This window comes from Bradyrhizobium sp. USDA 3256 (genome assembly GCF_054058275.1).
Genome location: NZ_JBSSAE010000002.1, coordinates 6,459,295 through 6,481,889, shown reverse-complemented (window position 1 = coordinate 6,481,889; position 22,595 = coordinate 6,459,295). Strand labels below are relative to the sequence as shown.

The window sequence follows — 22,595 nt, the reverse complement described above, 5'->3', positions numbered from 1 at the left end:
CGGCGGTGCGGGTTTTGCCCGCTATTTGGGCAGTTTCCCCGTTATTCCCTGGATTCACACCCGGCCGTTCAGACGCCGGCCGCGAGGCGGGGCTCAGGCTCGGCCTCGGTACCAGGCTGCCAGTCCATCGAGACAAATCCGGGGGTCTGCTCGACGCGCTTGAGCCAGGCGCGGATCGACGGAAAGGTCGCCAGGTCGAAGTCGCAGCGGTCGGCGACGTGGGTATAGCCGTAGAGGGCGATGTCGGCGACTGTAAGCTGTCCGGCGGCGAAATAGGTGTGCTCCTTGAGGTGATTTTCCATCACCTGCAGCGCCGCATAGCCGCGCTCCATCCAGTCCTCCAGCGCGTGCGTCTGCAGGTCGCGTCCGCCCTTGACCAGCGACAGCCAGAAATAGGCGGCGCCGATGTTCGGCTCCAGCGCGTGCTGCTCGAAGAACATCCACTGCAGCGCCTCGGCGCGCTCGATCCGCGACTCCGGCGCCAGCGGCGTGCCGATCGCGACGTACCAGAGGATGGCATTGGACTCGGCGAGATGGCGGCCCTCGGCGACCTCGAGCAGCGGCACCTGGCCGCTCGGATTCTTGGCCAGGAATTCCGGGGTGCGGCTCTCGCCGCGCAGGATGTCGATCTCGATCGCCTCGTACGGCGTGTTCAGCACGGCAAGCGCCAGCCGGACCTTGTAGCTGTTGCCGGAGCGCTGCATCGAATAGAGCTTGTACATTGCGTCGTGGTTCACTCGGTCAGGGAGACGGTACGCTTTAAGAATTGCGCGGCCTGTCACACCGCAACGCCGCTAAACAATGATGCTGGCGGGGGTGCGTCGCAAGCCCTGCAATGTGGAAAAAGTCGAAACGTCTACTGCACTGCACACGTGCAGAACGATTCCATCCACACGGCAGAACAACTCGGATCACGCCTGCGCGACGCTCTGCACGGTGCCGGTCGATGGCCAGGTCGCGACCATGGCCGGCGCGCTGAAATTACAAACCTTAACGCGCCATCCTTGGCGGCACGACGCGCCGGGCTGCGTTGACGACCCGCCGTTAGCGCTGTCAGGCGGGTGCCGCGCGGCATTGTCCTCGGAGCAATCCGCGCCGGCGCATGCCGCCGAAGGCCCCGCCGGCAAGACCGGAGCGGGCTTGCCGGATATGAGTCATCCGGTGCCGGAACTTGCGGAAAATTGCGTGCGCCGCGAGCCATGCGCGAAAGTTTTCGTGCTTTACCGCCAAGCTTCTTGCGGTGCAGCGGCGACAGGCCTAGGGTGCCGCGATCCCATTCAAATCAAGTCGTGGCCCTACGGCTCACGACGTTTGCCAGGAGATGATAATGGCCTTCCTGTCCGCTGCGCTCGACCGTGTGAAGCCGTCCGCGACGATCGCGGTCACGGACAAAGCACGCGCGCTGAAAGCCGCGGGCCGCAACGTCATCGGCCTCGGCGCCGGCGAGCCTGACTTCGATACGCCCGCCAACATCAAGCTGGCAGCGATCCACGCGATCGAGGCCGGCAAGACCAAGTACACCGATGTCGGCGGCATTCCGGAGCTCAAGGAAGCCATCATCAACAAGTTCGCGCGCGAGAATGGCCTGACCTACAAGCCGAACCAGGTCATCGTCGGCACCGGCGGCAAGCAGGTGCTCTACAACGCGCTGATGGCGACCATCAATCCGGGCGATGAGGTGATCATCCCGGCGCCGTACTGGGTTAGCTATCCCGAGATGGTGGCGCTCGCCGGCGGCGAGTCGGTGCCGGTGGTGTGCCCGGCCTCGACCGGCTTCAAGCTGCGTCCGGAAGATCTCGAGAAGGCGATCACGCCGAAGACCAAGTGGGTGATCCTGTGCTCGCCGTCGAACCCGACCGGCTCGGCCTATACGAAGAGCGAGCTCAAGGCGATCACCGACGTGCTGGTCAGGCATCCGCATGTCTGGGTGATGACCGACGACATGTACGAGCACCTCGTCTATGACGACTTCGTCTTCACCACGGCGGCGCAGGTCGAGCCGAGCCTGTACGATCGCACGTTGACCGTGAACGGCGTGTCGAAGGCCTACTGCATGACCGGCTGGCGCATCGGCTATGCCGGCGGCCCGGCGCAGCTGATCAAGGCGATGGCGACGATCCAGTCGCAGTCGACCTCGAACCCGTCGTCGATCGCGCAGTGGGCATCGGTCGAGGCGCTCAACGGTCCGCAGGACTTCATCGCCGCGAACAACAAGGTGTTCAAGGAGCGTCGCGACCTCGTGGTGTCGATGCTCAACCAGGCGAGCGGCATCGAGTGCCCGCGGCCGGAAGGCGCGTTCTACGTCTATCCGTCCTGCGCCGGCACGATCGGCAAGAAGGCGCCGTCGGGCAAGCTGATCGACAACGACGAGGCGTTCGTCACCGAGTTGCTCGAGAGCGAAGGCGTGGCCGTGGTGCAGGGATCGGCATTCGGGCTCGGCCCCGCGTTCCGCATCTCCTACGCCACCAAGACTTCCGATCTCGAGGATGCCTGCAAGCGCATCCAGCGCTTCTGCGGTAATCTGCGGTAGTTCGATCCGAAATCAAGAAACGCTCCCGCACCTGGTGCGGGAGCGTTTTTGTTTGTGCGCTGAAATCGCGCCGGTAGATTCGACGAGTCAAATCACATCCTGCTCACCTCACGCGCGTGTGTGCGAACATCGATGCCACACGCGGGAAGTTTTTACGGCGTCTTTGCGCACTGCCTTGTTTTGGACACGAGCCTTCCTTCCTGTCCGCCGCGCAAATTCAGTTCACCTTGCGGAGACAGTTCAATGCGACTTTCGACCCTCACCCTTGCAGCGCTTGCGTTACTGGCGCCGTTCGCCACCGCCAACGCGGCGCCTCAGGTTCAAGCCGGGGTCCTGCAATGCCAGGGCGGCGAGAATGTCGGCTTCGTTGTCGGCTCTGTCGCGCGCCTCGAATGCGTGTTTCAGAGCGGCGGCCGTCGGCCCGAACCCTATGTTGCGACCGTGAAGCGGATCGGCGTCGACCTCGGCGTCACCGCGACGACCCAGCTCGCCTGGGCCGTGAGCGCGCCGACCACCCAGCTCCCGCGCGGTGCGCTGGCCGGCAGCTACGGCGGCGTCGGCGTCAATGCTTCGGTCGGCCTCGGTGCCGGCGGTAACTTCCTGTTCGGCGGTCCGAACAACGCCTATGCGCTGCAGCCGGTCAGCGTGCAGGGCCAGACCGGCCTCAACGTTGCGGCCGGCATCGCCGGGATCGATCTCGAGCCGGTCGCCTACGGCGGTCCGCGCCGTCATCATCGTCACCACCGTCATCATCACCACCACCACTAGATTTTGTTTTGACGCGTTTTCTTCACGCGAACCGGTATCCACTTCGCTCGAAAACGCTCTAAGCTGGTCGGTGCTCGATCAAAGAGGCCCGCGAAAGCGGGCCTCTTTTTTGTTGTCTGTTGTTTGCTGTCCGTTGCTCGATCAGTCGTCAGGCCCGGGAGGAACATAGCAGCGCCGCAACATCTCCTGACAATCGGTGGCCGGGCACCGCAAATTCTGGCTGGACGTTCGATGTTGTGGCATAGGATGCGAACGGCGCCGCAGACACGGCGCCGTTCTGTTCTCTGCTCGCGTCATGCCTCACAGCCGGAGACTCACCACCATGCGTCGCTTCACTCTCCTCGCCGGTGCTGCCATTGCCACGCTGACCGCGATCGTTGGCGCCAGCGCCCAACAGCCGATCCAGCGCGTGCAGGTCGGCGTCCTTGAATGCCGCGGTGGCGCGAGCGTCGGCTTCATCGTCGGTTCCGTGACCCATCTCGGTTGCGTGCTGCGCGCCAATGGTCTGCCTGAGGATCGCTACATCGCGACCATCCAGAAGGTCGGCATCGATCTCGGCATCACCCAGGAATCGGCGCTGGCCTGGGGCGTCTACGCACCGGTGGAGCGGCTCGGGCCGGGTGCGCTCTCCGGCAATTATGCCGGCGCGCAGGGCAGCGCGACGCTCGGTGTCGGCGTCGGCGGCAACGTGCTGGTCGGCGGCTCCGACAACACGATCGCCCTGCAGCCGCTCAGCGTGCAGGGCCAGGTCGGCATCAACATCGCCGCCGGCCTCGAAAGCCTGGAGCTGCGTCCGGGCCGCTAAAGCCGTCTAAGCATGATGTTATCGGAAAACCGCTTCGCACTTTTCCGGATCATGCTCTAACGCGCGTCCGCGCGGTTGATCAGCTTGCCGAAGAAGCCGCTTGCTTCTTCGGCAACGATCCCGGGCGCCTCGGCGTGAACATAGTGCCCGGTTTCGACGAACCTGATCGAAGGTTCGCTCCAATAGTCTTTCAACCTGTCCGACCATTCGGGCGCGATCAACGGATCGCGGCGGCCCCAGAGAAAGCGCGAGGGCACGTCGATGCGCGGCTGCGCCGGCAGCTTGCCTTCCAGCCAGAGCCGGCGATTAGGCGCGGACGAGAGATACCAGTCGAACCCGCCCTGGATGTTGCCCGGCTTCATGAAGTTGTCGACATAGGCTTCCAGCAGCTCGCCGAACACCGCGGGATCGTCGCCCGACCAGTGGTCGAGGAAATGCCGGAAGTAGAGCCGGCATGACTCGCGCGAGCTTCCGACCAATTGCGCGGCCCATGGCAGCTGCTGGAAGTATTGATACCAGACCTCGATCAGGTGACCGGGCTGGCCGTAGCGATGCCCGAGGCCCGGATAGGGCGTGCAGAGATAGAGCGTGCCGGTCAGCCGCTGCGGCTGACGATGCGACATCGCCTGCATGACATAGGCGCCAAGATCGCCGCCGATCACGCCGAAGCGGTCATGACCGAGCGCGTCCATGACGGCAGACATATCCAGCGCGTGACGCTCCGCGGTGGCCGACGCATCGGGCCCCGGTGTCGGCTTGCCGGTGCCGCCGCAGCCGCGCAAGTCGGGCGCGATCAGTTCAAAACTGTCGCCGAGGCGCAGCATCAGCGGGCGCCACACCAGCCAGAACTCCGGCCAGCCGTGAAGCAGGAGCAGCGGCGGCCCTTTGCCGAAGCGCGCGACGTTGACGCGCAGGCCGCCGATATCGATCTTCTGTTGTGTGATGCCTGCCGCGGCTGCTTCCGCGAAGGCTTTTTCCAGCGCCGTCATGGGGACTCCCTGTGCTTTGCCGCAGGCTGTCCGCGTTCGCGCGTCCGGTCCAATACTTGTTCGATACGGTTGCAGAGCTATTGCGTATGACTGACGGTACCCGCCGCCGTGCTATACCGACGGCATGGAATTGCGACATCTCAGATATTTCGTGGCGCTCGGCGAGGAATTGAATTTCACCCGCGCGGCCGAGCGGCTGCACATCGCGCAACCGCCGCTGAGCCAGCAGATCCGTCAGCTCGAGGACGAACTCGGCGTGACGTTGCTGCAGCGGAATAGCCGTCCTGTCAGGCTCACCGAGGCGGGCGAGCTGCTGCTTGCGCGCGCCCGCTCCCTGCTCGCAAACTTCGAGGCCGCGGTTGCGGACACGCGGCGCGTCGGGCGCGGACAGGCCGGCAAGCTAGCGATCGGATTCGTCGGCTCCGCGATGTTCGCCGGTCTGCCCGATATCATAGGCAGCTATCGCGACGCCTGTCCCGACGTCGAGCTCGTGCTTGACGAGATGCTGGCGGCCGAGATTGCCGAAGCGCTGCGGCGACGCCGGATCGATGTCGGCTTCGCACGCCCGGCGCTATTGCCGGAGGCGGGTCTTGCCCAGCGCCTGATCCTGGAGGAGCCCTATGTCGCGGCGTTGCCGCGCGCACATCCGCTTGCCGAGAGGGACGACATTGCGCTTGCCGAATTGTCCGATGATGCCTTCGTGCTCTATCCGGCGCGGCCGGAGCCTTCGGTCACCGGCCTGATCGTCGCCGCGTGCCAGGCCGCCGGTTTCACGCCGCGGCTCGCGCAGGAGGTGCTGCATCTGCAAACGGCGATCGGCCTGATCGCCGCCGGCGTCGGTGTGTCGCTCGTTCCGGAGGCCGCGGCACGCGCGCAGACCGGTCGCGGCGTGGCTTACATCGCGCTCGCCGCGCCGGCGGTGTCGGCTCCGCTCACGATTGCGTGGCGCGATGAAGATGTCTCGCCCGCCGTGCAGCGTCTGCTCGACCTTGCGATACGTTGGCGCGAGATTGCTCCGGGACTTGCACGAAGGAACTGACGCAGCGGACGCAATTGTCCGGACGAAGGCTCGGAATTGCAAACTTCCGCGACGCCGCACCGCAGCGACGTTTTCCTGCTTGCCAAACGCCAAACGCAGGCAGAGCATAAACGGTCGCCGACCCAATCATGGGCCGAGCTCCAAAACGAGGAGGCGGCAATGGGACAAGACGTCAGAAGTCCCCGAGGTCCACGATGCATCGCATTGGTGGGCCCTTTCCAAAGCGGTAAAACCACACTTCTGGAAGCGATCCTGGCGCGCACTGGCGCCATCAAGACTGCCGGCAGCGTCGATGCCGGAACCTCCGTCGGCGATGCCAGCCCCGAGGCGCGTCAGCACAAGATGGGCGTAGGCCTGACCGCCGCCACCACCACCTTTATGGGGGACAGCTACACCTTTATCGATTGTCCCGGCTCGATCGAATTCGCGCACGATATGCGTGCAGCGTTGCCGGCGGTCGATGCCGCGGTCGTGGTCTGCGAAGCCGATGAGAAGAAGCTGCCGCAGCTGCAGATCATCCTGCGCGAGCTCGAGGAGCTCGGAATTCCCCGTTTCCTGTTCCTGAACAAGATCGACCGCGCCAACAAGCGCGTCCGCGAGACGCTTGCGACGCTGCAGCCGGCATCGCGCGTGCCGCTGGTGCTGCGCCAGATCCCGATCTGGAACGGCGATCTGATCGAAGGCTTTGTCGATCTCGCGCTGGAGCGCGCCTTCGTCTATCGCGAGCACAAGCCGTCGGAAGTGATGGCGCTCGAGGGCGGCAATCTCGATCGCGAGAAGGAAGCGCGCTTCTCGATGCTGGAGAAGCTTGCCGACCATGACGACGCGCTGATGGAGCAATTGCTGGAGGATATCCAGCCGCCGCGCGATGCCGTGTTCGACGATCTCGCCCGCGAACTGCGCGAAGGGCAGATTTGTCCGGTGCTGCTCGGCGCCGCGAGCCGCGAGAACGGCGTGCTGCGCCTGATGAAGGCGCTGCGCCATGAGGCGCCCGGCGTTGCCGAGACCGCCAATCGGCTCGGCATCAAGGATCAGAAGGATGCGCTGGCCTACGTGTTCAAGACCGTGCACTTGCAGCATGGCGGCAAGCTGTCGCTGGCGCGCGTGCTTGCGGGCCGGCTCGACGACGGCGCGACGCTGCAATCTTCGAGCGGCGAGAGCGGACGCGTCTCAGGCATCCTCGCGGTCTCGGGCGGGCATGACAGCAAGCGGCCGCAGGCCGAGGCCGGCGACACTGTCGCGCTCGGCAAGCTCGATGCGATCAAGACCGGGGATACGGTCTCGAGCGGCAAGACGGCGCCGGCCTCGCTGGTCAAGGTCGAGCCGGCCGCGGCCGTGCTGTCGATCTCGATTGCCGCGACCGACCGCAAGGACGATGTCAAGCTCGGCCAGGCGCTGCTGCGGCTGAACGAGGAAGATCCCTCGCTGACGATGATCCAGAACCCGCGCACCCACGACACCGTGCTGTGGGGGCAGGGCGAGATGCATCTGCGCGTGGCGCAGGAGCGGCTGAAGGACCGCTACGGCGTCAACGTCAAATCGCATCCGCCGGCAATCGGCTACCAGGAGACCATCCGCAAACCGATCACCCAGCGCGGCCGGCACAAGAAGCAGTCCGGCGGCCACGGCCAGTTCGGCGACGTCGTGCTCGACATCAAGCCGAAGCCGCGCGGGTCAGGCTTTGAATTCCACGAGAAAGTGGTCGGCGGCGCGGTGCCGCGCAACTATATCGGCGCGGTGGAAGAGGGCGTCGTCGACGCATTGGCGCGCGGCCCGCTCGGCTTTCCCGTGATCGACGTCGACGTCACGCTGACCGACGGCTCCTATCACAGCGTCGACTCGTCCGATCTCGCGTTCCGCACCGCGGCGCGGATCGGGGTCAGCGAGGGGTTGCCGCAGTGCCAGCCGGTGCTGCTGGAGCCGATCCATATGGTCGAGATCGTCTGTCCGACCGATGCCACCGCCAAGATCAACGCGATCCTGTCGGCGCGCCGCGGCCAGATCCTCGGCTTCGACACCCGCGAGGGCTGGATCGGCTGGGATTGCGTCCGCGCCACGATGCCGGAATCCGAGATCGGCGACCTGATCGTCGAGCTGCGCTCCGCCACCGCCGGCGCCGGCACCTTCACCCGCCAGTTCGACCGCATGGCCGAAGTGACGGGCCGCGCCGCCGACCAGATCATCGCCGCGCATCGCGACGCGGCCTGATGGCACTCCGTCATTCCGGGGCGATGCGTTAGCATCGAACCCGGAATCTCGAGATTCCGGGTCTGGTCCTTCGGACCATCCCGGAATGACGGACGAGGCCGCTTTGCTTCGCTCCCTTCCTTCCCAAACCGACTGCTTTCATGAACATTGCCGTTCTGAACACCGGGAGCGATTCCCACCGTCATGCTTGAATCCCGCCGTAACCTGGCGCTGGCCTGCGCGCTCAGCGCAATGGCCGGCTATGTCGACGGCATCGGCTATCTGCATCTCGGCGGGCTGTTCGTGTCCTTCATGAGCGGCAACTCGACGCGGCTTGGCGTGACACTGGCCGAGGGGCATTGGCAGCACGCCCTGGAAGCGCTGGAGCTGATCGTGCTGTTCGTCGCCGGTGCCGCAGCCGGTAGCCTGATCGTGCTCAGCGCGCTGGCGCATCGCCAGCCCCTGCTCCTGCTGGTCGAGGCGTGGCTGCTCACGGCGGCGGCGGTGGCCTATGCCTATGGCCTGCCGAACGCCGCGGTCGCCGCCATCGTGCTGGCGATGGGGCTCGAGAACGCTGTATTCCAGCTCGAAGGCGGGGCCGGGCTCGGCCTCACCTATGTCACCGGGGCGCTGGTGAAGGCCGGTCAGCTGATCGCCGCCGCGCTCACCGGCGGCGCGGGCTGGGCCTGGCTGCCGAACCTGCTGCTGTGGGCGGCGCTGGTCGCGGGCGCGCTCGCCGGCGCGCTGGCCTATGGCTGGATCAACCTCGCCGCGATCTGGTTCGCCGCCGCCGCCGCGTTCGCCCTCAGCGCGCTGGTTGCCGCAACCGCGAAGCGGACGGATTGACAGCGCGCCTGCCTTAGCCGATGTCACCATCATGACGTCCTCAAGCAAAACCCGCGCCGCGTGCCTGATCGGCTGGCCCGCCGCGCATTCCCGCTCGCCGTTGATCCATCATTACTGGCTGCGCACGCTCGGCATCGAGGGCGGCTATGTGATCGAGGCGGTGCCGCCGGAGGATTTCAAGGATTTCCTGTTTCGCCTGTCGCTGCGCGGCTTCGTCGGCGCCAATGTCACCATTCCGCACAAGGAGCGCGCGCTGGCGCTGTCGGCACCGGACGAGCGCGCCCGTGCCGTCGGCGCCGCCAACACGCTGTGGTTCGCCGATGGCGAGTTGCGCTCGACCAACACCGATGTCGAAGGCTTCATCAACAATCTCGACGCCTGCGCGCCCGGCTGGGACAAGACGGAGGACGCGCTGGTGCTCGGCGCCGGCGGCGCGGCCCGTGCGGTGGTGTTCGGCCTGATCGAGCGCGGCATCGCGCGCGTGCATCTGGTCAACCGCAGCATCGATCGCGCCCGTGCGCTGGCCGGGCAATTCGGCGCGCGGGTTCATCCCGCGACCTGGGACAAGGTCGGCGAGCTGCTGCCGCGCGCCGGCCTGCTGGTGAATACCACCTCGCTCGGCATGCATGGTCAGCCCGTGCTCGAGATCGATGTCGGCCTGCTGCCGCAACACGCGGTCGTTTCCGATCTCGTCTATGTGCCGCTGGTGACGCCGCTGCTTGCGGCGGCAGAGGCGCGTGGTCTGAAGACCGCCGATGGACTAGGCATGCTGCTGCATCAGGCGGTGCGCGGTTTCGAATTGTGGTTCGGACAGCGTCCGCAGGTCACGCCGGAACTGCGTGCGCTTGTTGAGGCCGATCTCACAAAGACTTGAGGCCTGGAATAGCATCTCCGGAACGGGGTCTGGTGTTAGTCCGCCCGCGTTCCCTCCCGGAGATCAATTATGCCTGCCAGCCGCTCCCATCTCATTCGGCCGTTCATTGCGCTCGCGATGGTGACGGTGTCCACGCTCTACGCGCTCGCGCAGCAACCGCCGACGCCGACGCGGGTGCGTGGAACCGTCGAGAGCGTCGACGGCGATACGCTGGCGGTGAAGTCGCGCAGCGGCGAGGACGTCAAGCTGCACATGGCAGGCAATATGGTGGTGCTCGGTCTCACCAAGATCGCGCTGTCCGACATCAAGGTCGGTTCCTTCATCGGCACGACCACCGTGCCCGGCCCCGACGGCACGCCGAAGGCGGTCGAGGTGCATGTCTTTCCGGAGAACATGCGCGGCACCGGCGAAGGGTCGCGGCCCTACGATCTGAAACCGAACAGCAGCATGACCAATGCGACCGTTGCGCAATCCGTCGTCAGCAATGACGGCCACACATTGCTGGTCAAATACAAGGACGGCGAGAAGAAGGTGGAGGTCGCACCCGATACGCCGGTCGTGACCTATGTTCCCGGCGACAAGGCCGACCTGAAGGCCGGCGCCAAGGTCATCGCTTTCATGAAGAAACTGCCGGACGGCTCGCTTGAAACCGATCGCGTCAGCGTCGGCCGCGACGGCCTTACGCCGCCGATGTGACGCACAATGTCATCCCGGGGCGATGCGAAGCGTCGAACCTCAATTCGCAATTGCGAATTGTGGGATCTCGAGATTCCGGGTCTGGTTCTTCGGACCATCCCGGAATGACGATGTGAACGGGCTACATCAGAACATGCGAGCGCATCACCTGTCCGTTATCGCAGTAACAGTCCCCTCGTCCGGCGCGTCGCTGTCGTGCGAGCCGTCGCTTCCGCGAGGAAGTTGTGGCTTGCACGGAATACCACCAATTCCCCGGTGTTCCTTCATCCGCCAGCCCAACCCATGAGGGACACCATGCCGAAATCGCCGCTGTTCGCCGCATTGCTTCTTGTTGCCTTTGCCTCGGCTGCATCCGCGCAGCAGCTGCCGACGGTGCGCATCCGCGGCACCATCGAGGCCGTCGACGGCGCGATGCTGTCGATCAAGTCGCGCGACGGCGCCGACATGAAGGTGCGGACCACCGACAGCGTCGCGGTGTTCGGCGTCGCCAAGACCGATCTGTCGGAGATCAAGCCCGGTTCCTATATCGGCGTCACCGCGATGCCCGAGCCCGACGGAACGCAGAAGGCGATCGCGGTTCACATCTTCCCGGAGAACCAGCGCGGCGCCGCCGAAGGCTTCCGCCCGTGGGACCTGCGCGCCAATTCGACCATGACCAACGCCACCGTCGCCGAGACCGTGAAGGGCACCGACGGCCAGAACATCACGGTGAAGTACAAGGACGGCGAGAAGAAAGTCGTGGTGCCGCCGGGCACCCCGGTCGTCACCTTCGTCGCCGGCGACAAGTCGGAGCTGAAGCCGGGCGCCAAGATCATCATCTTCGGTGCGGTGAAGAAGGACGACGGCACGCTGGAAGCCAACCGCGTCAACGTCGGCCGCGACGGGATCGCGCCGCCGATGTGATGCTGAACAGGCTCCGCTGTCGTCCCTGCGAAAGCAGGGACCCATAACCACAGGGTTGAGTTGTTGAAGCGCGCTGTCGCCCGCAGCGCTGCGAAACGACGGCCATCGGTGGTTATGGGTCCCTGTGTCTTGGAAGTCTGTCAGGATGGGTTGGGCGGGAAGCCGTTGGGTCCTTGGCGCTTGACGCCGTGAGCCGGCTCGGCCTCCCGCCCGTTCCATTACCAACCTGAACAGTTGCACGAGGCTGCGCCAACAGACCTCGCATCACAGGGACAGGCACCGTGATCATACCCCCTCGTTATGTCGGAATCGACGTCTCCAAGAAGCATCTCGATATCTTTGATGAAGCTGACGGCGTGTCCAGGCGCATCGCCAACGCGGCACAGGCCATCACACAGCAGGTGGCGCGTTGGCGATGCGATGCGCTGGTCGTCTTCGAGGCCACGGGCGCCTATGACCTCGCGCTTCGCGAGGCCCTAAGCCAGGCCGGTGTCCGCTTCGCTCGGATCAATCCGGCTCGAGCTCGCGATTTTGCGCGGGCCAGCGGCCAACTTGCCAAAACCGATCCGATCGATGCACGGATGCTGGCGGCCTTTGGCCGGGTCATGCAGCCGGCAGCCGAGCGGGCCGCCAATCCCGCCCGCAACGCTTTGGCAGGGCTTGCAAAACGGCGGGACCAACTGGTTCTCATGCGCGCGCAGGAGAAGAACCGGCGCAGCGAGGCCGACGACCGCGCCATGGCCGAACGGATCAGTCGGCTCATTGAGGTTCTCGATGGCGAGATCGCCGAGATCGAGGCCGATATCAACGCATTGACCAAGGCCGAGCCGGAGATCGCGGACGATGCGCGGTTGATGCGCTCACTGCCGGGCGTGGGTCCCGTGGCTTGCATGCAGCTGATCGCGAAGATGCCGGAACTTGGACATGTTGGAGCGAAGCAGATCGCCGCGCTCGCGGGCCTTGCCCCCTTCAACGTCGACAGCGGCGCCTTCCGTGGAAAACGCAAGATCGCCGGCGGCCGAAAGCGCGTTCGTGACGCCCTCTATATGGCGGCTCTGAACGCGGTTCGTCGGGCCGATCCATTCAAGGCCTTCTACGCGCGGCTGCGACAGGTCGGCAAACCAGCCAAGCTCGCTCTCATTGCCGTCGCCAGGAAGCTCCTAACGGTCCTCAACGCCATGATGCGCGACAGAAAGCCCTACCTGCAGACCAAGCCGACATAACAGTTGCCGGGTCGCGCTTCGCTTGCCCGGGACGACGTGTTGAGAGAGGCTGCCGCTCCGCGCTAAACCGCCAGCACGTGATCGTCGATCTCGGCGATGGTGTTGACGCCGCACAGCCCCATCGTGGTGGTGAGCTCTTTGCCCAGGATATCGATCGCCTTGGCGACGCCTTCCTGGCCGCCGGCGCCGAGGCCGTAGGCATAGGCGCGGCCGATCATGCAGGACTTCGCGCCGAGCGCCAGCGCCCGCATCACGTCCATGCCGGTGCGGATGCCGCCGTCGAACATGATCTCGACCTTCGACCCGACCTCGTCGACGATCTCCGGCAGCACCTCGATCGAGGACGGCGCGCCGTCGAGCTGGCGGCCGCCATGGTTGGAAACCACGATCGCCTGCGCGCCGGTCTTGGCGGCGAGCTCGGCGTCCTCGACATCGAGAATCCCTTTAAGGATCAGCTTGCCCGGCCAGATACTGCGGATCCAGTCGATGTCCTTCCAGTTCAGCGAGGTGTCGAACTGCGAGGCGGTCCATTCCGACAGCTTCGTCAGATCCTCGGTGCCTTTGACGTGGCCGGCAATGTTGCCGAAGGTGCGGCGCTTGCCTTGCAGCACGCCTGACACCCAGGCGGGCTTGGTCGCGAAGTCGATCAGCTTCGACAGCGACCATTCCGGCGGCACCGTCATGCCGTTCTTGATGTCCTGGTGGCGCTGGCCGATCACCTGCAGGTCGACGGTCAACACCAGCGCCGAGCATTTCGCGGCGATCGCGCGCTCGATCAGCGACTTGATGAAGCCGCGGTCCTTCATGACGTAGAGCTGGAACCAGAACGGCTTGTCGACGGCGGCCGCGATGTCCTCGATCGAGCAGATCGACATCGTGCTCTGGGTGAAGGGAATGCCGGCCGCCTGCGCGGCGCGGCAGGCATAGATCTCGCCGTCGCCGTGCTGCATGCCGAGCAGGCCGACCGGCGCCAGGATCAGCGGCATGGCCGCCGGCTCGCCGAGGATCGTGGTTGCTAGGGTGCGCTTGGACACATCGACCAGGATGCGTTGGCGGAACTTGATCTGCTGCAGATCTTCCGAATTCGCGCGCAGCGTGTCCTCGGTGTAGGAGCCGCGGTCCGCATAATCGAAAAACGCCTTCGGCACCCGGCGCTTGTGCAGCTGGCGCAGGTCTTCGATGCAGGTAATGTGCTTCATGGACGGTCCCGGCCCTTCTTCTGTGTCGCAAGTTCGATGTCGCGAGCCTTGTTTTAGGCAGCAAGTCTTGCGGGTGTTCGATCTTGCCGTCATCTAGCATGGATGGGGGAGCTGCCAAATCGAAGACGGATGGGAGAGCGCGATGACCCAATCAGGCTCCAAGCCGAAAGCAGACGAGAGCGCCGAAAAGCGTCGGCTCGACGAGGCCCTGGAGGAGGGGCTGGAGGAGACGTTTCCGGGTTCCGACCCGGTCAATGTCACCCAGCCGGCCCCCAGCAAGGGCGACCAGCACGTCAAGCGCAACGGCAAAGGGTAGGGGACGACGTTCGTTACCCAGGTTGCCGAAAGAGTAATAATGTTATATCTTTCAGTGCCTTAATGTCGAAGCACGGGGTTTAGCCCCGGTAATGATTCATCATATTTTTTGAAGTCCTTTTAGCGCCTGGCAGTCTATAAGGCCGATGCACGCTAGACTGGTAGGCGTTCAGGACTCTCTCGCCGGGTGGTTCGAGAGGTCCGTGTTGGGGGTTACATGAGCCGCAAATATTTCGGGACCGATGGAATTCGGGGCCGCGCCAATGGGCTGATCACGCCGGAGCTCGCGCTCAAGGTGGGACAGGCCGCGGGATTGGTGTTTCAGCGTGGCGACCATCGCCATCGCGTCGTGATCGGCAAGGACACGCGGCTGTCCGGCTACATGATCGAATACGCCATGGTCGCGGGTTTCACGTCGGTCGGGATGGACGTGCTGCTGGTCGGCCCGATGCCGACCCCGGCGATCGCGATGCTCACCAAGTCGATGCGCGCCGATCTCGGCGTCATGATCTCGGCATCGCATAATCTTTTCGAAGACAACGGCATCAAGCTGTTCGGCCCACAGGGCTTCAAGCTGTCCGACGATGTCGAGAAGCAGATCGAGCAGCTGCTCGACGAATCGCTCGACCGCCGCCTGGCGCAGAGCGCGAGCCTCGGCCGCGCCCGCCGCATCGACGGCGTCCATGACCGCTACATCGAATTCGCCAAGCGCACGCTGCCGCGCGATCTCTCGCTCGACGGCCTGCGCGTCGTGGTCGATTGCGCCAATGGCGCCGCCTACAAGGTGGTGCCGGAAGCGCTGTGGGAGCTCGGCGCCGACGTGGTGCCGATCGGGGTCGAACCCGACGGTTTCAACATCAACAAGGAATGCGGCTCCACCTCGCCGGAAGCGCTGTCGCGGAAGGTGCGCGAGATGCGCGCCGACATCGGCATCGCGCTCGACGGCGATGCCGATCGCGTCATCCTGGTCGACGAGCGCGGCCACATCGTCGACGGCGACCAGCTGCTCGCGGTGATCGCGCAGAGCTGGAAGGAGGAGGGGCGCCTCGCCAAGCCCGGCATCGTCACGACCGTGATGTCCAATCTCGGGCTGGAGCGCTTCCTGCAGGGTCTCGGGCTGCAGATGGTCCGCACGCCGGTCGGCGACCGCTATGTGCTCGAGCAGATGCTGAGCGGCGGCTACAATCTCGGCGGCGAGCCGTCGGGCCACATCATCATGTCGGACTATTCGACCACCGGCGACGGTTTCGTCGCGGCGCTGCAGGTGCTGGCGGTGGTGCAGAAGCTGCGCCGCCCGGTGTCGGAGATCTGCCGGCGTTTCGACCCATTGCCGCAGATCCTGAAGAACGTGCGCTATCGCAGCGGCAAGCCGCTCGACGACGCCGAGGTCAAGTCCGCGATCACCGACGGTGAGAAGCGCCTCAACGGCCATGGTCGTCTGTTGATCCGCCCCTCCGGCACCGAGCCGGTGATCCGCGTCATGGGCGAGGGCGACGATCGCATCCTGGTGGAAGAGGTCGTCGACAACATCGTCAGCGCACTCGGCCACGCCGCCGCGGCGTAGGACTGCTGATTCTCCAGGGCGTAGCTGCCGATTCCGTCATCCCCGCGCAGAGGCGGAGCCTTTGCGCGGGGATGACGGAGATGGATCTTGATTCAGCATCGCTGACCCACAGCGCATCGCAGCCATCGGCTAGCGCAACTGGTCCGCCTCACCTCCGCGTCGTACGACACGGAGGTATTTTTCTGCGAATCCGTCCGGGAATGCTGCATTGAACAAGCCCGTCGTAAGCGAAGAGGCACTGGGCGAGCCGGTGCTGGTGCCGGAGTTGACGGCTGCGCAGGCTGCGAAAGCGGCCGTGGCGGGGCCGGCCTATGTCGTGCTTGCCGGCATCAGCTTCTCGCACTTCCTCAACGACACGATGCAGTCGCTGATCGCTTCGGTCTATCCGATCCTGAAGGACAATTACGCGCTCGACTTCGCGCAGATCGGCATGATCACGCTGGCGTTCCAGTTCACGGCGTCGCTGCTGCAGCCGCTGGTCGGGCATTTCACCGACAAGAAGGCGCAGCCGTTCTCGCTTGCGATCGGCATGGGCTTCACCTTCTTCGGGCTGTTGCTGCTCAGCGTTGCGCACACCTATGGCGTCATCCTGATCGCGGCTTCGCTGGTCGGCCTTGGCTCCGCGGTGTTCCACCCGGAATCGTCGCGCATCGCGCGGCTGGCGTCAGGCGGACGTTACGGTTTCGCGCAATCGGTGTTCCAGCTCGGCGGCAGTTTCGGCACCTCGATGGGACCGGTGCTCGCAGCACTGATCGTGGTGCCGTTCGGCCAGCCCTCGATCGCCTGGTTCTCCTCGATCGCGTTCCTCGCCATCGTGATCCTCTGGCGCATCGGCGTCTGGTACAAGCCGCAGATATCGGGCAAGAAGGCGGCCGCCATCGCGCGGCATCCCGACCATCCGGATCAGCGGCGCGTGAAGATCGCGCTCATCGTGCTGGTCGCGCTGCTGTTCTCCAAGCAGCTCTATGTCTCGAGCCTGTCGAGCTATTACATCTTCTATCTGATCGACCGGTTCGGCGTCTCGACACAGGCGGCGCAGCTCTATCTGTTCATCTTCCTTGCCGCCAATGCCGCGGGCGCCTTCATCGGCGGTCCGCTCGGCGACCGCTTCGGCCGCAAATACGTGATCTGGTTCTCGATCCTCGGCGCGCTGCCGTTCACGCTGGCGCTGCCCTATGCCGGCCTGTTCGCCAGTGCCGTGCTCACAGTGGTGATCGGCCTGATCATCTCGTCGGCGACGTCGGCGATCATCGTGTTCGCGCAGGAATTGATGCCGCATCGCTTCGGCATGATCTCCGGCGTGTTCTTCGGCGTCGCGTTCGGGATCGGCGGTCTCGGCGCCGCCGTGCTCGGCAAGCTCGCAGACCACACCTCGATCGCCTTCGTCTATCAGCTGTGCGCCTTCCTGCCGGCGATCGGCCTGCTCGCGGTGTTCCTGCCGAAGATGCCGAAGGCCGTGCGCTGAACGCTCGGCCGCAGACGCGGTGCCCGCGTTAAGCATTCGCTAACACACGCGGCTCGCGTGCCCTGCGGCCGGCACCCATGCGTCAACGCTTCATTAGCACTTGTGGCGGGATCGCGATGTTTCGCCGCCTCCTGCGCCATTTTATGGACCCATAAGCGACAGCCGCAGAAAAAGGTGAGAGAAAATCAACCTTAAAAATTAGGGTTAAGTGCCGCTTAAACATTTCCTGCCATCGTCCGGGCCGTGAGTTTCAGACGTGGGGCTTTCGTGTCGCCTCACTTGGCCCAAAAGGACGAAGCCAATGCGTAGCGTAAAGACCCTGATTGCCGCCGGTGCGGCATCTCTGTTGTCCTCGGCGGCGTTCGCCGCCGACATGCCCATCATGCCGCCACCTCCGATGGCGTATGCTCCTCCGCCGGTCCAGGATTTCGGCGGCTGGTATCTGCGCGGCGACATCGGCATGACCAACACCCAGGCCAAGCTGCACGTCAACGCCTACGACACACTGCCGGCCGGCACCGCCTTCAACCAGTATGGCCACGGCTTCGACGGCGGCGTGCTCTACGGCATCGGCGTCGGCTATCAGTTCAACAACTGGTTCCGCGCCGACATCACCGGTGAGTATCGCTCGAAGGTGAGCTTCAACGGCACCGATTTCTTCACGTTCCCCGGTCCCAGCCCGCTGAGCGACGCCTATCATGGCGGCATCCAGAGCTGGGTCGGCCTCGTCAACGTCTACGCTGATCTCGGCACCTGGGGCTGTTTGACCCCGTTTATCGGTGCCGGTGTCGGTGCCGCGACGATCAAGACCTCGGCCTTTTCCGACGTCGCGACGTTCCCGAGCGGGTCGGGCCTGACCAGCTCCTTCATCGCCGATGGCGCTACCAAGACCAACTTCGCCTGGGCGCTGCATGCCGGTGTCGCCTACAAGGTCACCAACAACTTCACGGTTGAACTGGCCTATCGCTACCTCGACATGGGCACTGCCGGCCACGGCCAGGGTCACTTCTTCGACGGCACGCCGGTCGGTCCCTCGAGCTTCCAGTACCGCGACATCACTTCGCAGGACGTGAAGCTCGGCGTGCGCTTCAACTTGCCGTGCTGCGACGTGCCGCCGCCGCCTCCGCCGCTGATCCGCAAGGGTTAATTTCCAGCCTTCACGGTTAACGATTGCAACGGCGCGGGACCAGCCCGCGCCGTTTTTCTTTGCGCGTCGTGTCGCGAGCTTCTGCAACTTGCGTGCTCGAAAACGGGCGGCGACAACGATTGGTTAAGGTTAACAGGCGATGATCAACGCGAAATCGGTGCGGTGGATGGAGCGTTGCAATGCGTAGGTTGGTGCTGGCGGCGATGATGATTGGAACGGTGACCGGCGCACAGGCTGCCGATCTGCCGGACTTTCCGATCCTGCGCGGCTCCTATGTCGATGCACCGAGCAGGAGCGGAAACTGGGAAGGATGGTATGTCGGCGGCCAGATCGGCTATACCTCCGGCGACATCGATTTCAGCCACGCGCCAAGCGCGATGACCTCCTTCATGCTGCGCGAGAGCGTTCTGGCCGACCCGGTTTCGGGTTGGGGCCTGCTGCCGAAGAACCATGCGCAGAGCAACGGATTCGGCGCGTTCGTCGGCCGCAACTGGCAATGGGACGACGTCGTGCTCGGCGTCGAGGCCAACTACAATTACCTGAACGGCCTCGAAAGTTCGGCGGGCGACTCGATGACGCGGCAGATCGTGAATCCCAAGGGCGAGACTCCTCCGAGCGGGCACACCTACACCTACAACACGACGTTGTCGGGGAGCGCCGCCTTGCAGGTCAAGGACGTCACGACCTTCCGTGGACGCGCCGGGTGGGCGGCGGGCAACTTCCTGCCTTACATGTTCGGCGGTGTTGCGGTGGGACGCATGTCCGTGTCGCGTTCGGCGACGGTGTCGTTTGACAAGTACGATGCCTGGGCCGAGACCCAGACGGTCGGCAACAACACCGTTACAATTCAGCATAACGACTACCTGGGCTCAGGCAGTGCCGCCCAGACGGAGCAGCGGGTGAACAACTATGCGGTCGGCTGGACCGCGGGCCTCGGGTTTGAATATTGCGTGGTCGGCGGGTTGTTTCTCCGCGGCGAGTGGGAATATGTGCGCTTCGCGGCGGTCAAGAATATCACAGTCGATATGAACAGCTTCCGGGTCGGCGCCGGCTACAAGTTCTGATCGCCGCTGCCGTAGCCGGCGACGGTTGACAGATCGGGGAGCGACTGCTGCTCTGTCGCCACACGGTCGGAGCGCGATCACATGAAAATCTACGGCGACGCCAATTCAGGCAACTGCCTGAAGGTGAAATGGGTGTGCGACAGGCTGGCGCTGCCGTACACATGGGTCGAGATCGACACCATGAAGGGCGGCAGCCGGACCGCGGAATTCCTCAAGCGAAACGGCTGGGGCCAGGTGCCGACGGTGGAGCTGGATGACGGCCGTACGCTGGCGCAATCCAACGCCATCATCCGCTATCTCGCGCGCGGCAGCGACCTGATCCCGAGCGATCCCTATCGCGCGGCGCAAATGGATGCCTGGATGTTCTGGGAACAGAACAGCCACGAGCCTTATGTGGCCGTCTGCCGCTTTCAGGCCGTGTATCTCGGCAAGGCCATCTCGGAGATCGATCCGAACCTCGTCAAGCGCGGCTATGTCGCGCTCGATCATCTGGAGCGGCATCTGGCGGGCACGCAATTCCTGGTCGGAGACGCGTTCTCGCTCGCCGACGTCTCGCTGCTCGCCTATACCCGTGTCGCGGAGGATGGCGGCCTCGAGCTCGCGCGCTATCCGGTGATCCGTCGCTGGATCGCCGACGCAGAGCGCGTGCTCGCGCTGCCGCCGGTCTGCTGACCTCAGGTGAATGCCGCCATGACTGAAGCTTCATCCATCACGATCCGCCGCGCTTGCCGCGAAGACGTCGCCGCCATCGTCGGCATGCTTGCGGACGATCCGCTCGGCAGTGCGCGCGAGCGGATCGAGGATCCGCTGCCGCAAAGCTATTACGAGGCCTTCGCGCGGGTCGAGTGCGATCCCAACCTGCAGCTCGTCGTCGCCGTCGACGGAGAGGGCGAAGGCGTCGTCGTCGGCTGTCTGCAGCTTGCGGTTCTGCCGGGCATCAGCTCGCAGGGCGGCTCGCGCGGCCTGCTCGAGGACGTTCGCGTTGCAAAGCATTGCCGCAGCCGCGGCATCGGCGAGAAGCTCGTCCAGTGGGCAGTCACGGAAGCGCGCGCGAGAGGCTGCATGCTCGTCGAGCTGCTGACGCATCAGACGCGGGTCGATGCGCAGCGCTTCTATGAACGTCTCGGGTTCGCACGCAGCCATGTGGGGATGACGATTCGCTTTTGAAACGCGCGCAAGAAGTTGTGCCATCTACCGGGCAATACCTGCGGCAGCGGATAGTCTGCGATCCGGTTAACAGGCAATAAACTAAGCCGACCTCCGTGATTTTACGGGCCGGAACGAGTCCGGTATGTCGGACGTCTCCCACGGGGCGACGGGCAACTGGGGATTGGAATGTCGGATTATTCGATCGTGCGGGTCGGCAACGAATACATCGTGCAGGCCGGCGAGAAGCGCATTCTGAAAGTATCGAGCCGGCGCAGGGCGGTTAAGATCATGACTCTGGCAGCAGATTTGCTCGATCAGGAGACAGTCCAGCAGGTCGAGGACGCCCCATCAATCAGCCGTGATGCCCGGATTGTTCCAGACGAGTCCGAACTTTCTTGACGTTTGGGTACCTTTCCACTATCCCCGACCGCGGGAAACCTCTCCCCACCGAGAGGCAGCTATCTGGAAGGGTAGATTATGACTGCAGCGAAGCCCGCTTCGCGGCCTGAAGTGCCGCATTTTTCCTCCGGCCCCTGTGCCAAGCGCCCCGGCTGGAACCCCAACAATCTCAAGGACGCCGCCCTCGGCCGCTCGCATCGCGCGAAAGTCGGCAAGGCCAAGCTCAAGCTTGCGATCGACCTGACGCGCGAAGTGCTTGAGGTGCCCGCCGATTACAAGATCGGCATCGTGCCGGCGTCGGATACCGGCGCGGTCGAGATGGCGCTGTGGTCGCTGCTCGGCGCGCGGCCCGTCACCACGATCGCCTGGGAATCCTTCGGCGAGGGCTGGGTCAGCGATATCGTCAAGGAATTGAAGCTGAAGGACGTCACCAAGCTCAACGCGGCTTATGGTGAAATCCCCGATCTCGCCAAGGTCGATCCGAAGTCGGATATCGTCTTCACCTGGAACGGCACCACCTCGGGTGTGCGCGTTCCGAACGCCGACTGGATCAGCGCGGATCGCGAAGGCCTGACGATTTGCGACGCGACGTCGGCCGCCTTCGCGCAGCCGCTCGATTTCGCCAAGCTCGATGTCGTCACCTTCTCCTGGCAGAAGGCGCTCGGCGGTGAAGCCGCGCACGGGATGCTGATCCTGTCGCCGCGTGCGGTGGAACGGCTCGAGACCTACAAGCCGGCCTGGCCGCTGCCGAAGATCTTCCGCCTCACCAAGGGCGGCAAGCTCAACCAGGGCATCTTCGAAGGCGAGACCATCAACACGCCGTCGATGCTCTGCGTCGAGGACTATCTCGATGCGTTGAACTGGGCGAAGTCGATCGGCGGCCTGAAGGCGCTGATCGCCCGCGCCGATGCCAACACCAAGGCGCTCGCCGACTGGAAGGCGAAGACGCCGTGGATCGACTTCCTGGCCAAGGATCCCGCGATCCGCTCCAACACCTCGGTGTGCCTCAAGTTCACCGATCCCGCGATCACCTCGCTTCCTTCAGACGCACAGGCCGACTTCTGCAAGAAGCTGGTCGCGCTGGTTGAGAAGGAGAACGCCGGCTTCGACTTCGCGTATTACCGCGACGCGCCGGCCGGCCTGCGGATCTGGTGCGGCGCCACCGTCGAGGCAAAGGACGTCGAGCTGCTGACGCAGTGGATCGACTGGGCGTTTGCCGAGATCAAGGCAGCGTTGCCCAAGGCGGCATAAGTTTTCTCTTGTCACCTCTCCCCGTTCTTACGGGGAGAGGTCGGATCGCGCAGCGATCCGGGTGAGGGGCCCTTTCGGCTTGTTCCTCGCCCGTGGCTGCCCCTCACCCCAACCCTCTCCCCGCAAGAGCGGGGAGAGGGAGAAGTGATCAGAGACTTCACCAGATCGGTCCAGGAGACCCG

22 protein-coding genes are annotated in these 22,595 nt (G+C 64.5%); 19 read left to right on the top strand and 3 right to left on the bottom strand.

The features are described 5' to 3' along the window. Positions 1-68: 68 nt before the first annotated feature. Positions 69-722, bottom strand: coding sequence for a glutathione S-transferase family protein (locus ACVWY5_RS32610; RefSeq protein ID WP_028336064.1), 654 nt, complete (start codon positions 720-722; stop codon positions 69-71). 605 nt (positions 723-1,327) lie between these two features. Here ACVWY5_RS32610 and ACVWY5_RS32605 point away from each other — a divergent pair. The 3 genes from ACVWY5_RS32605 (at position 1,328) to ACVWY5_RS32595 (ending at position 4,103) form a co-directional block, all read left to right on the top strand. Continuing rightward, on the top strand, positions 1,328-2,530 hold the full coding sequence (locus tag ACVWY5_RS32605; protein WP_018273579.1) for a pyridoxal phosphate-dependent aminotransferase: 1,203 nt from the start codon (positions 1,328-1,330) through the stop codon (positions 2,528-2,530). Between the two features lie 243 nt (positions 2,531-2,773). Then, on the top strand, positions 2,774-3,298 hold the full coding sequence (locus ACVWY5_RS32600) for a DUF992 domain-containing protein (RefSeq protein ID WP_028336065.1): 525 nt from the start codon (positions 2,774-2,776) through the stop codon (positions 3,296-3,298). 322 nt (positions 3,299-3,620) lie between these two features. Beyond that, entirely contained in the window at positions 3,621-4,103 is a 483-nt protein-coding gene (locus ACVWY5_RS32595) for a DUF992 domain-containing protein (protein ID WP_028336066.1), read from the top strand. A 56-nt stretch (positions 4,104-4,159) separates the two neighbouring features. On the opposite strand, the gene ACVWY5_RS32590 is transcribed toward ACVWY5_RS32595, so the two are convergent. Further along, complete coding sequence (locus ACVWY5_RS32590) at positions 4,160-5,092, bottom strand: alpha/beta fold hydrolase (protein ID WP_051376251.1); 933 nt, start codon at positions 5,090-5,092, stop codon at positions 4,160-4,162. Positions 5,093-5,216: 124 nt separating this feature from the next. Between ACVWY5_RS32590 and ACVWY5_RS32585 the strand changes: the two genes are divergently transcribed. The 7 genes from ACVWY5_RS32585 to ACVWY5_RS32555 all read left to right on the top strand — a co-directional run bounded on the left by ACVWY5_RS32585 (position 5,217) and on the right by ACVWY5_RS32555 (position 12,860). Then, entirely contained in the window at positions 5,217-6,131 is a 915-nt protein-coding gene (locus tag ACVWY5_RS32585; RefSeq protein WP_028336068.1) for a LysR substrate-binding domain-containing protein, read from the top strand. A gap of 159 nt (positions 6,132-6,290) precedes the next feature. Next, complete coding sequence (locus ACVWY5_RS32580; RefSeq protein ID WP_028336069.1) at positions 6,291-8,339, top strand: elongation factor G; 2,049 nt, start codon at positions 6,291-6,293, stop codon at positions 8,337-8,339. Between the two features lie 183 nt (positions 8,340-8,522). Next, positions 8,523-9,164, top strand: coding sequence for a YoaK family protein (locus tag ACVWY5_RS32575; protein ID WP_028336070.1), 642 nt, complete (start codon positions 8,523-8,525; stop codon positions 9,162-9,164). A gap of 31 nt (positions 9,165-9,195) precedes the next feature. Next, positions 9,196-10,038: a shikimate dehydrogenase gene (locus ACVWY5_RS32570; RefSeq protein WP_028336071.1), complete on the top strand. Its 843-nt coding sequence runs from the start codon at positions 9,196-9,198 to the stop codon at positions 10,036-10,038. A 117-nt stretch (positions 10,039-10,155) separates the two neighbouring features. After that, complete coding sequence (locus tag ACVWY5_RS32565; RefSeq protein WP_194295382.1) at positions 10,156-10,734, top strand: hypothetical protein; 579 nt, start codon at positions 10,156-10,158, stop codon at positions 10,732-10,734. A gap of 294 nt (positions 10,735-11,028) precedes the next feature. Continuing rightward, positions 11,029-11,637 carry a single stranded DNA-binding domain-containing protein gene (locus ACVWY5_RS32560; RefSeq protein WP_028336073.1) on the top strand — a complete coding sequence of 203 codons (609 nt, stop codon included), beginning with the start codon at positions 11,029-11,031 and terminating at the stop codon, positions 11,635-11,637. Between the two features lie 281 nt (positions 11,638-11,918). Continuing rightward, positions 11,919-12,860: an IS110 family RNA-guided transposase gene (locus tag ACVWY5_RS32555; protein ID WP_283089771.1), complete on the top strand. Its 942-nt coding sequence runs from the start codon at positions 11,919-11,921 to the stop codon at positions 12,858-12,860. A 62-nt stretch (positions 12,861-12,922) separates the two neighbouring features. On the opposite strand, the gene ACVWY5_RS32550 is transcribed toward ACVWY5_RS32555, so the two are convergent. Next, positions 12,923-14,059: an alpha-hydroxy acid oxidase gene (locus ACVWY5_RS32550; protein ID WP_028333518.1), complete on the bottom strand. Its 1,137-nt coding sequence runs from the start codon at positions 14,057-14,059 to the stop codon at positions 12,923-12,925. A gap of 142 nt (positions 14,060-14,201) precedes the next feature. Here ACVWY5_RS32550 and ACVWY5_RS32545 point away from each other — a divergent pair, with 142 nt between their 5' ends. From ACVWY5_RS32545 to ACVWY5_RS32505, 9 genes are all read left to right on the top strand, one after another. Continuing rightward, positions 14,202-14,375, top strand: a complete 174-nt coding sequence (locus tag ACVWY5_RS32545) for a hypothetical protein (protein ID WP_167350366.1) — start codon at positions 14,202-14,204, stop codon at positions 14,373-14,375. Between the two features lie 216 nt (positions 14,376-14,591). Next, entirely contained in the window at positions 14,592-15,938 is a 1,347-nt protein-coding gene (gene glmM, locus ACVWY5_RS32540) for a phosphoglucosamine mutase (protein WP_016846677.1), read from the top strand. A 208-nt stretch (positions 15,939-16,146) separates the two neighbouring features. Continuing rightward, positions 16,147-17,403, top strand: a complete 1,257-nt coding sequence (locus tag ACVWY5_RS32535; protein ID WP_028333517.1) for an MFS transporter — start codon at positions 16,147-16,149, stop codon at positions 17,401-17,403. 301 nt (positions 17,404-17,704) lie between these two features. Next, positions 17,705-18,550, top strand: a complete 846-nt coding sequence (locus tag ACVWY5_RS32530) for an outer membrane protein (RefSeq protein WP_028333516.1) — start codon at positions 17,705-17,707, stop codon at positions 18,548-18,550. A 179-nt stretch (positions 18,551-18,729) separates the two neighbouring features. Next, positions 18,730-19,614 carry an outer membrane beta-barrel protein gene (locus ACVWY5_RS32525; RefSeq protein ID WP_028333515.1) on the top strand — a complete coding sequence of 295 codons (885 nt, stop codon included), beginning with the start codon at positions 18,730-18,732 and terminating at the stop codon, positions 19,612-19,614. An 81-nt stretch (positions 19,615-19,695) separates the two neighbouring features. Next, the gene (locus ACVWY5_RS32520) at positions 19,696-20,286 is read left to right on the top strand and encodes a glutathione S-transferase family protein (RefSeq protein ID WP_028333514.1); all 591 of its coding nucleotides are present in this window, start codon (positions 19,696-19,698) and stop codon (positions 20,284-20,286) included. A gap of 18 nt (positions 20,287-20,304) precedes the next feature. Then, positions 20,305-20,781 (top strand): GNAT family N-acetyltransferase, encoded by a 477-nt coding sequence (locus ACVWY5_RS32515; RefSeq protein WP_028333513.1) that lies wholly within the window; start codon positions 20,305-20,307, stop codon positions 20,779-20,781. 168 nt (positions 20,782-20,949) lie between these two features. Further along, positions 20,950-21,162, top strand: a complete 213-nt coding sequence (locus ACVWY5_RS32510; RefSeq protein ID WP_028333512.1) for a hypothetical protein — start codon at positions 20,950-20,952, stop codon at positions 21,160-21,162. A 78-nt stretch (positions 21,163-21,240) separates the two neighbouring features. Next, positions 21,241-22,413, top strand: a complete 1,173-nt coding sequence (locus ACVWY5_RS32505; RefSeq protein WP_028333511.1) for a phosphoserine transaminase — start codon at positions 21,241-21,243, stop codon at positions 22,411-22,413. The last annotated feature ends 182 nt before the right edge of the window (positions 22,414-22,595 follow it).

Excerpts from the sequence above, each read along its gene's own strand:
- ACVWY5_RS32610 (WP_028336064.1), bottom strand. The coding sequence starts at position 722 with ATGTACAAGCTCTATTCGATGCAGCGCTCCGGCAACAGCTACAAGGTC.
- ACVWY5_RS32605 (WP_018273579.1), top strand. The coding sequence starts at position 1,328 with ATGGCCTTCCTGTCCGCTGCGCTCGACCGTGTGAAGCCGTCCGCGACG.
- ACVWY5_RS32600 (WP_028336065.1), top strand. The coding sequence starts at position 2,774 with ATGCGACTTTCGACCCTCACCCTTGCAGCGCTTGCGTTACTGGCGCCG.
- ACVWY5_RS32595 (WP_028336066.1), top strand. The coding sequence starts at position 3,621 with ATGCGTCGCTTCACTCTCCTCGCCGGTGCTGCCATTGCCACGCTGACC.
- ACVWY5_RS32590 (WP_051376251.1), bottom strand. The coding sequence starts at position 5,092 with ATGACGGCGCTGGAAAAAGCCTTCGCGGAAGCAGCCGCGGCAGGCATC.
- ACVWY5_RS32585 (WP_028336068.1), top strand. The coding sequence starts at position 5,217 with ATGGAATTGCGACATCTCAGATATTTCGTGGCGCTCGGCGAGGAATTG.
- ACVWY5_RS32580 (WP_028336069.1), top strand. The coding sequence starts at position 6,291 with ATGGGACAAGACGTCAGAAGTCCCCGAGGTCCACGATGCATCGCATTG.
- ACVWY5_RS32575 (WP_028336070.1), top strand. The coding sequence starts at position 8,523 with ATGCTTGAATCCCGCCGTAACCTGGCGCTGGCCTGCGCGCTCAGCGCA.
- ACVWY5_RS32570 (WP_028336071.1), top strand. The coding sequence starts at position 9,196 with ATGACGTCCTCAAGCAAAACCCGCGCCGCGTGCCTGATCGGCTGGCCC.
- ACVWY5_RS32565 (WP_194295382.1), top strand. The coding sequence starts at position 10,156 with ATGGTGACGGTGTCCACGCTCTACGCGCTCGCGCAGCAACCGCCGACG.
- ACVWY5_RS32560 (WP_028336073.1), top strand. The coding sequence starts at position 11,029 with ATGCCGAAATCGCCGCTGTTCGCCGCATTGCTTCTTGTTGCCTTTGCC.
- ACVWY5_RS32550 (WP_028333518.1), bottom strand. The coding sequence starts at position 14,059 with ATGAAGCACATTACCTGCATCGAAGACCTGCGCCAGCTGCACAAGCGC.
- ACVWY5_RS32545 (WP_167350366.1), top strand. The coding sequence starts at position 14,202 with ATGACCCAATCAGGCTCCAAGCCGAAAGCAGACGAGAGCGCCGAAAAG.
- glmM (WP_016846677.1), top strand. The coding sequence starts at position 14,592 with ATGAGCCGCAAATATTTCGGGACCGATGGAATTCGGGGCCGCGCCAAT.
- ACVWY5_RS32530 (WP_028333516.1), top strand. The coding sequence starts at position 17,705 with ATGCGTAGCGTAAAGACCCTGATTGCCGCCGGTGCGGCATCTCTGTTG.
- ACVWY5_RS32525 (WP_028333515.1), top strand. The coding sequence starts at position 18,730 with ATGCGTAGGTTGGTGCTGGCGGCGATGATGATTGGAACGGTGACCGGC.
- ACVWY5_RS32520 (WP_028333514.1), top strand. The coding sequence starts at position 19,696 with ATGAAAATCTACGGCGACGCCAATTCAGGCAACTGCCTGAAGGTGAAA.
- ACVWY5_RS32515 (WP_028333513.1), top strand. The coding sequence starts at position 20,305 with ATGACTGAAGCTTCATCCATCACGATCCGCCGCGCTTGCCGCGAAGAC.
- ACVWY5_RS32510 (WP_028333512.1), top strand. The coding sequence starts at position 20,950 with ATGTCGGATTATTCGATCGTGCGGGTCGGCAACGAATACATCGTGCAG.
- ACVWY5_RS32505 (WP_028333511.1), top strand. The coding sequence starts at position 21,241 with ATGACTGCAGCGAAGCCCGCTTCGCGGCCTGAAGTGCCGCATTTTTCC.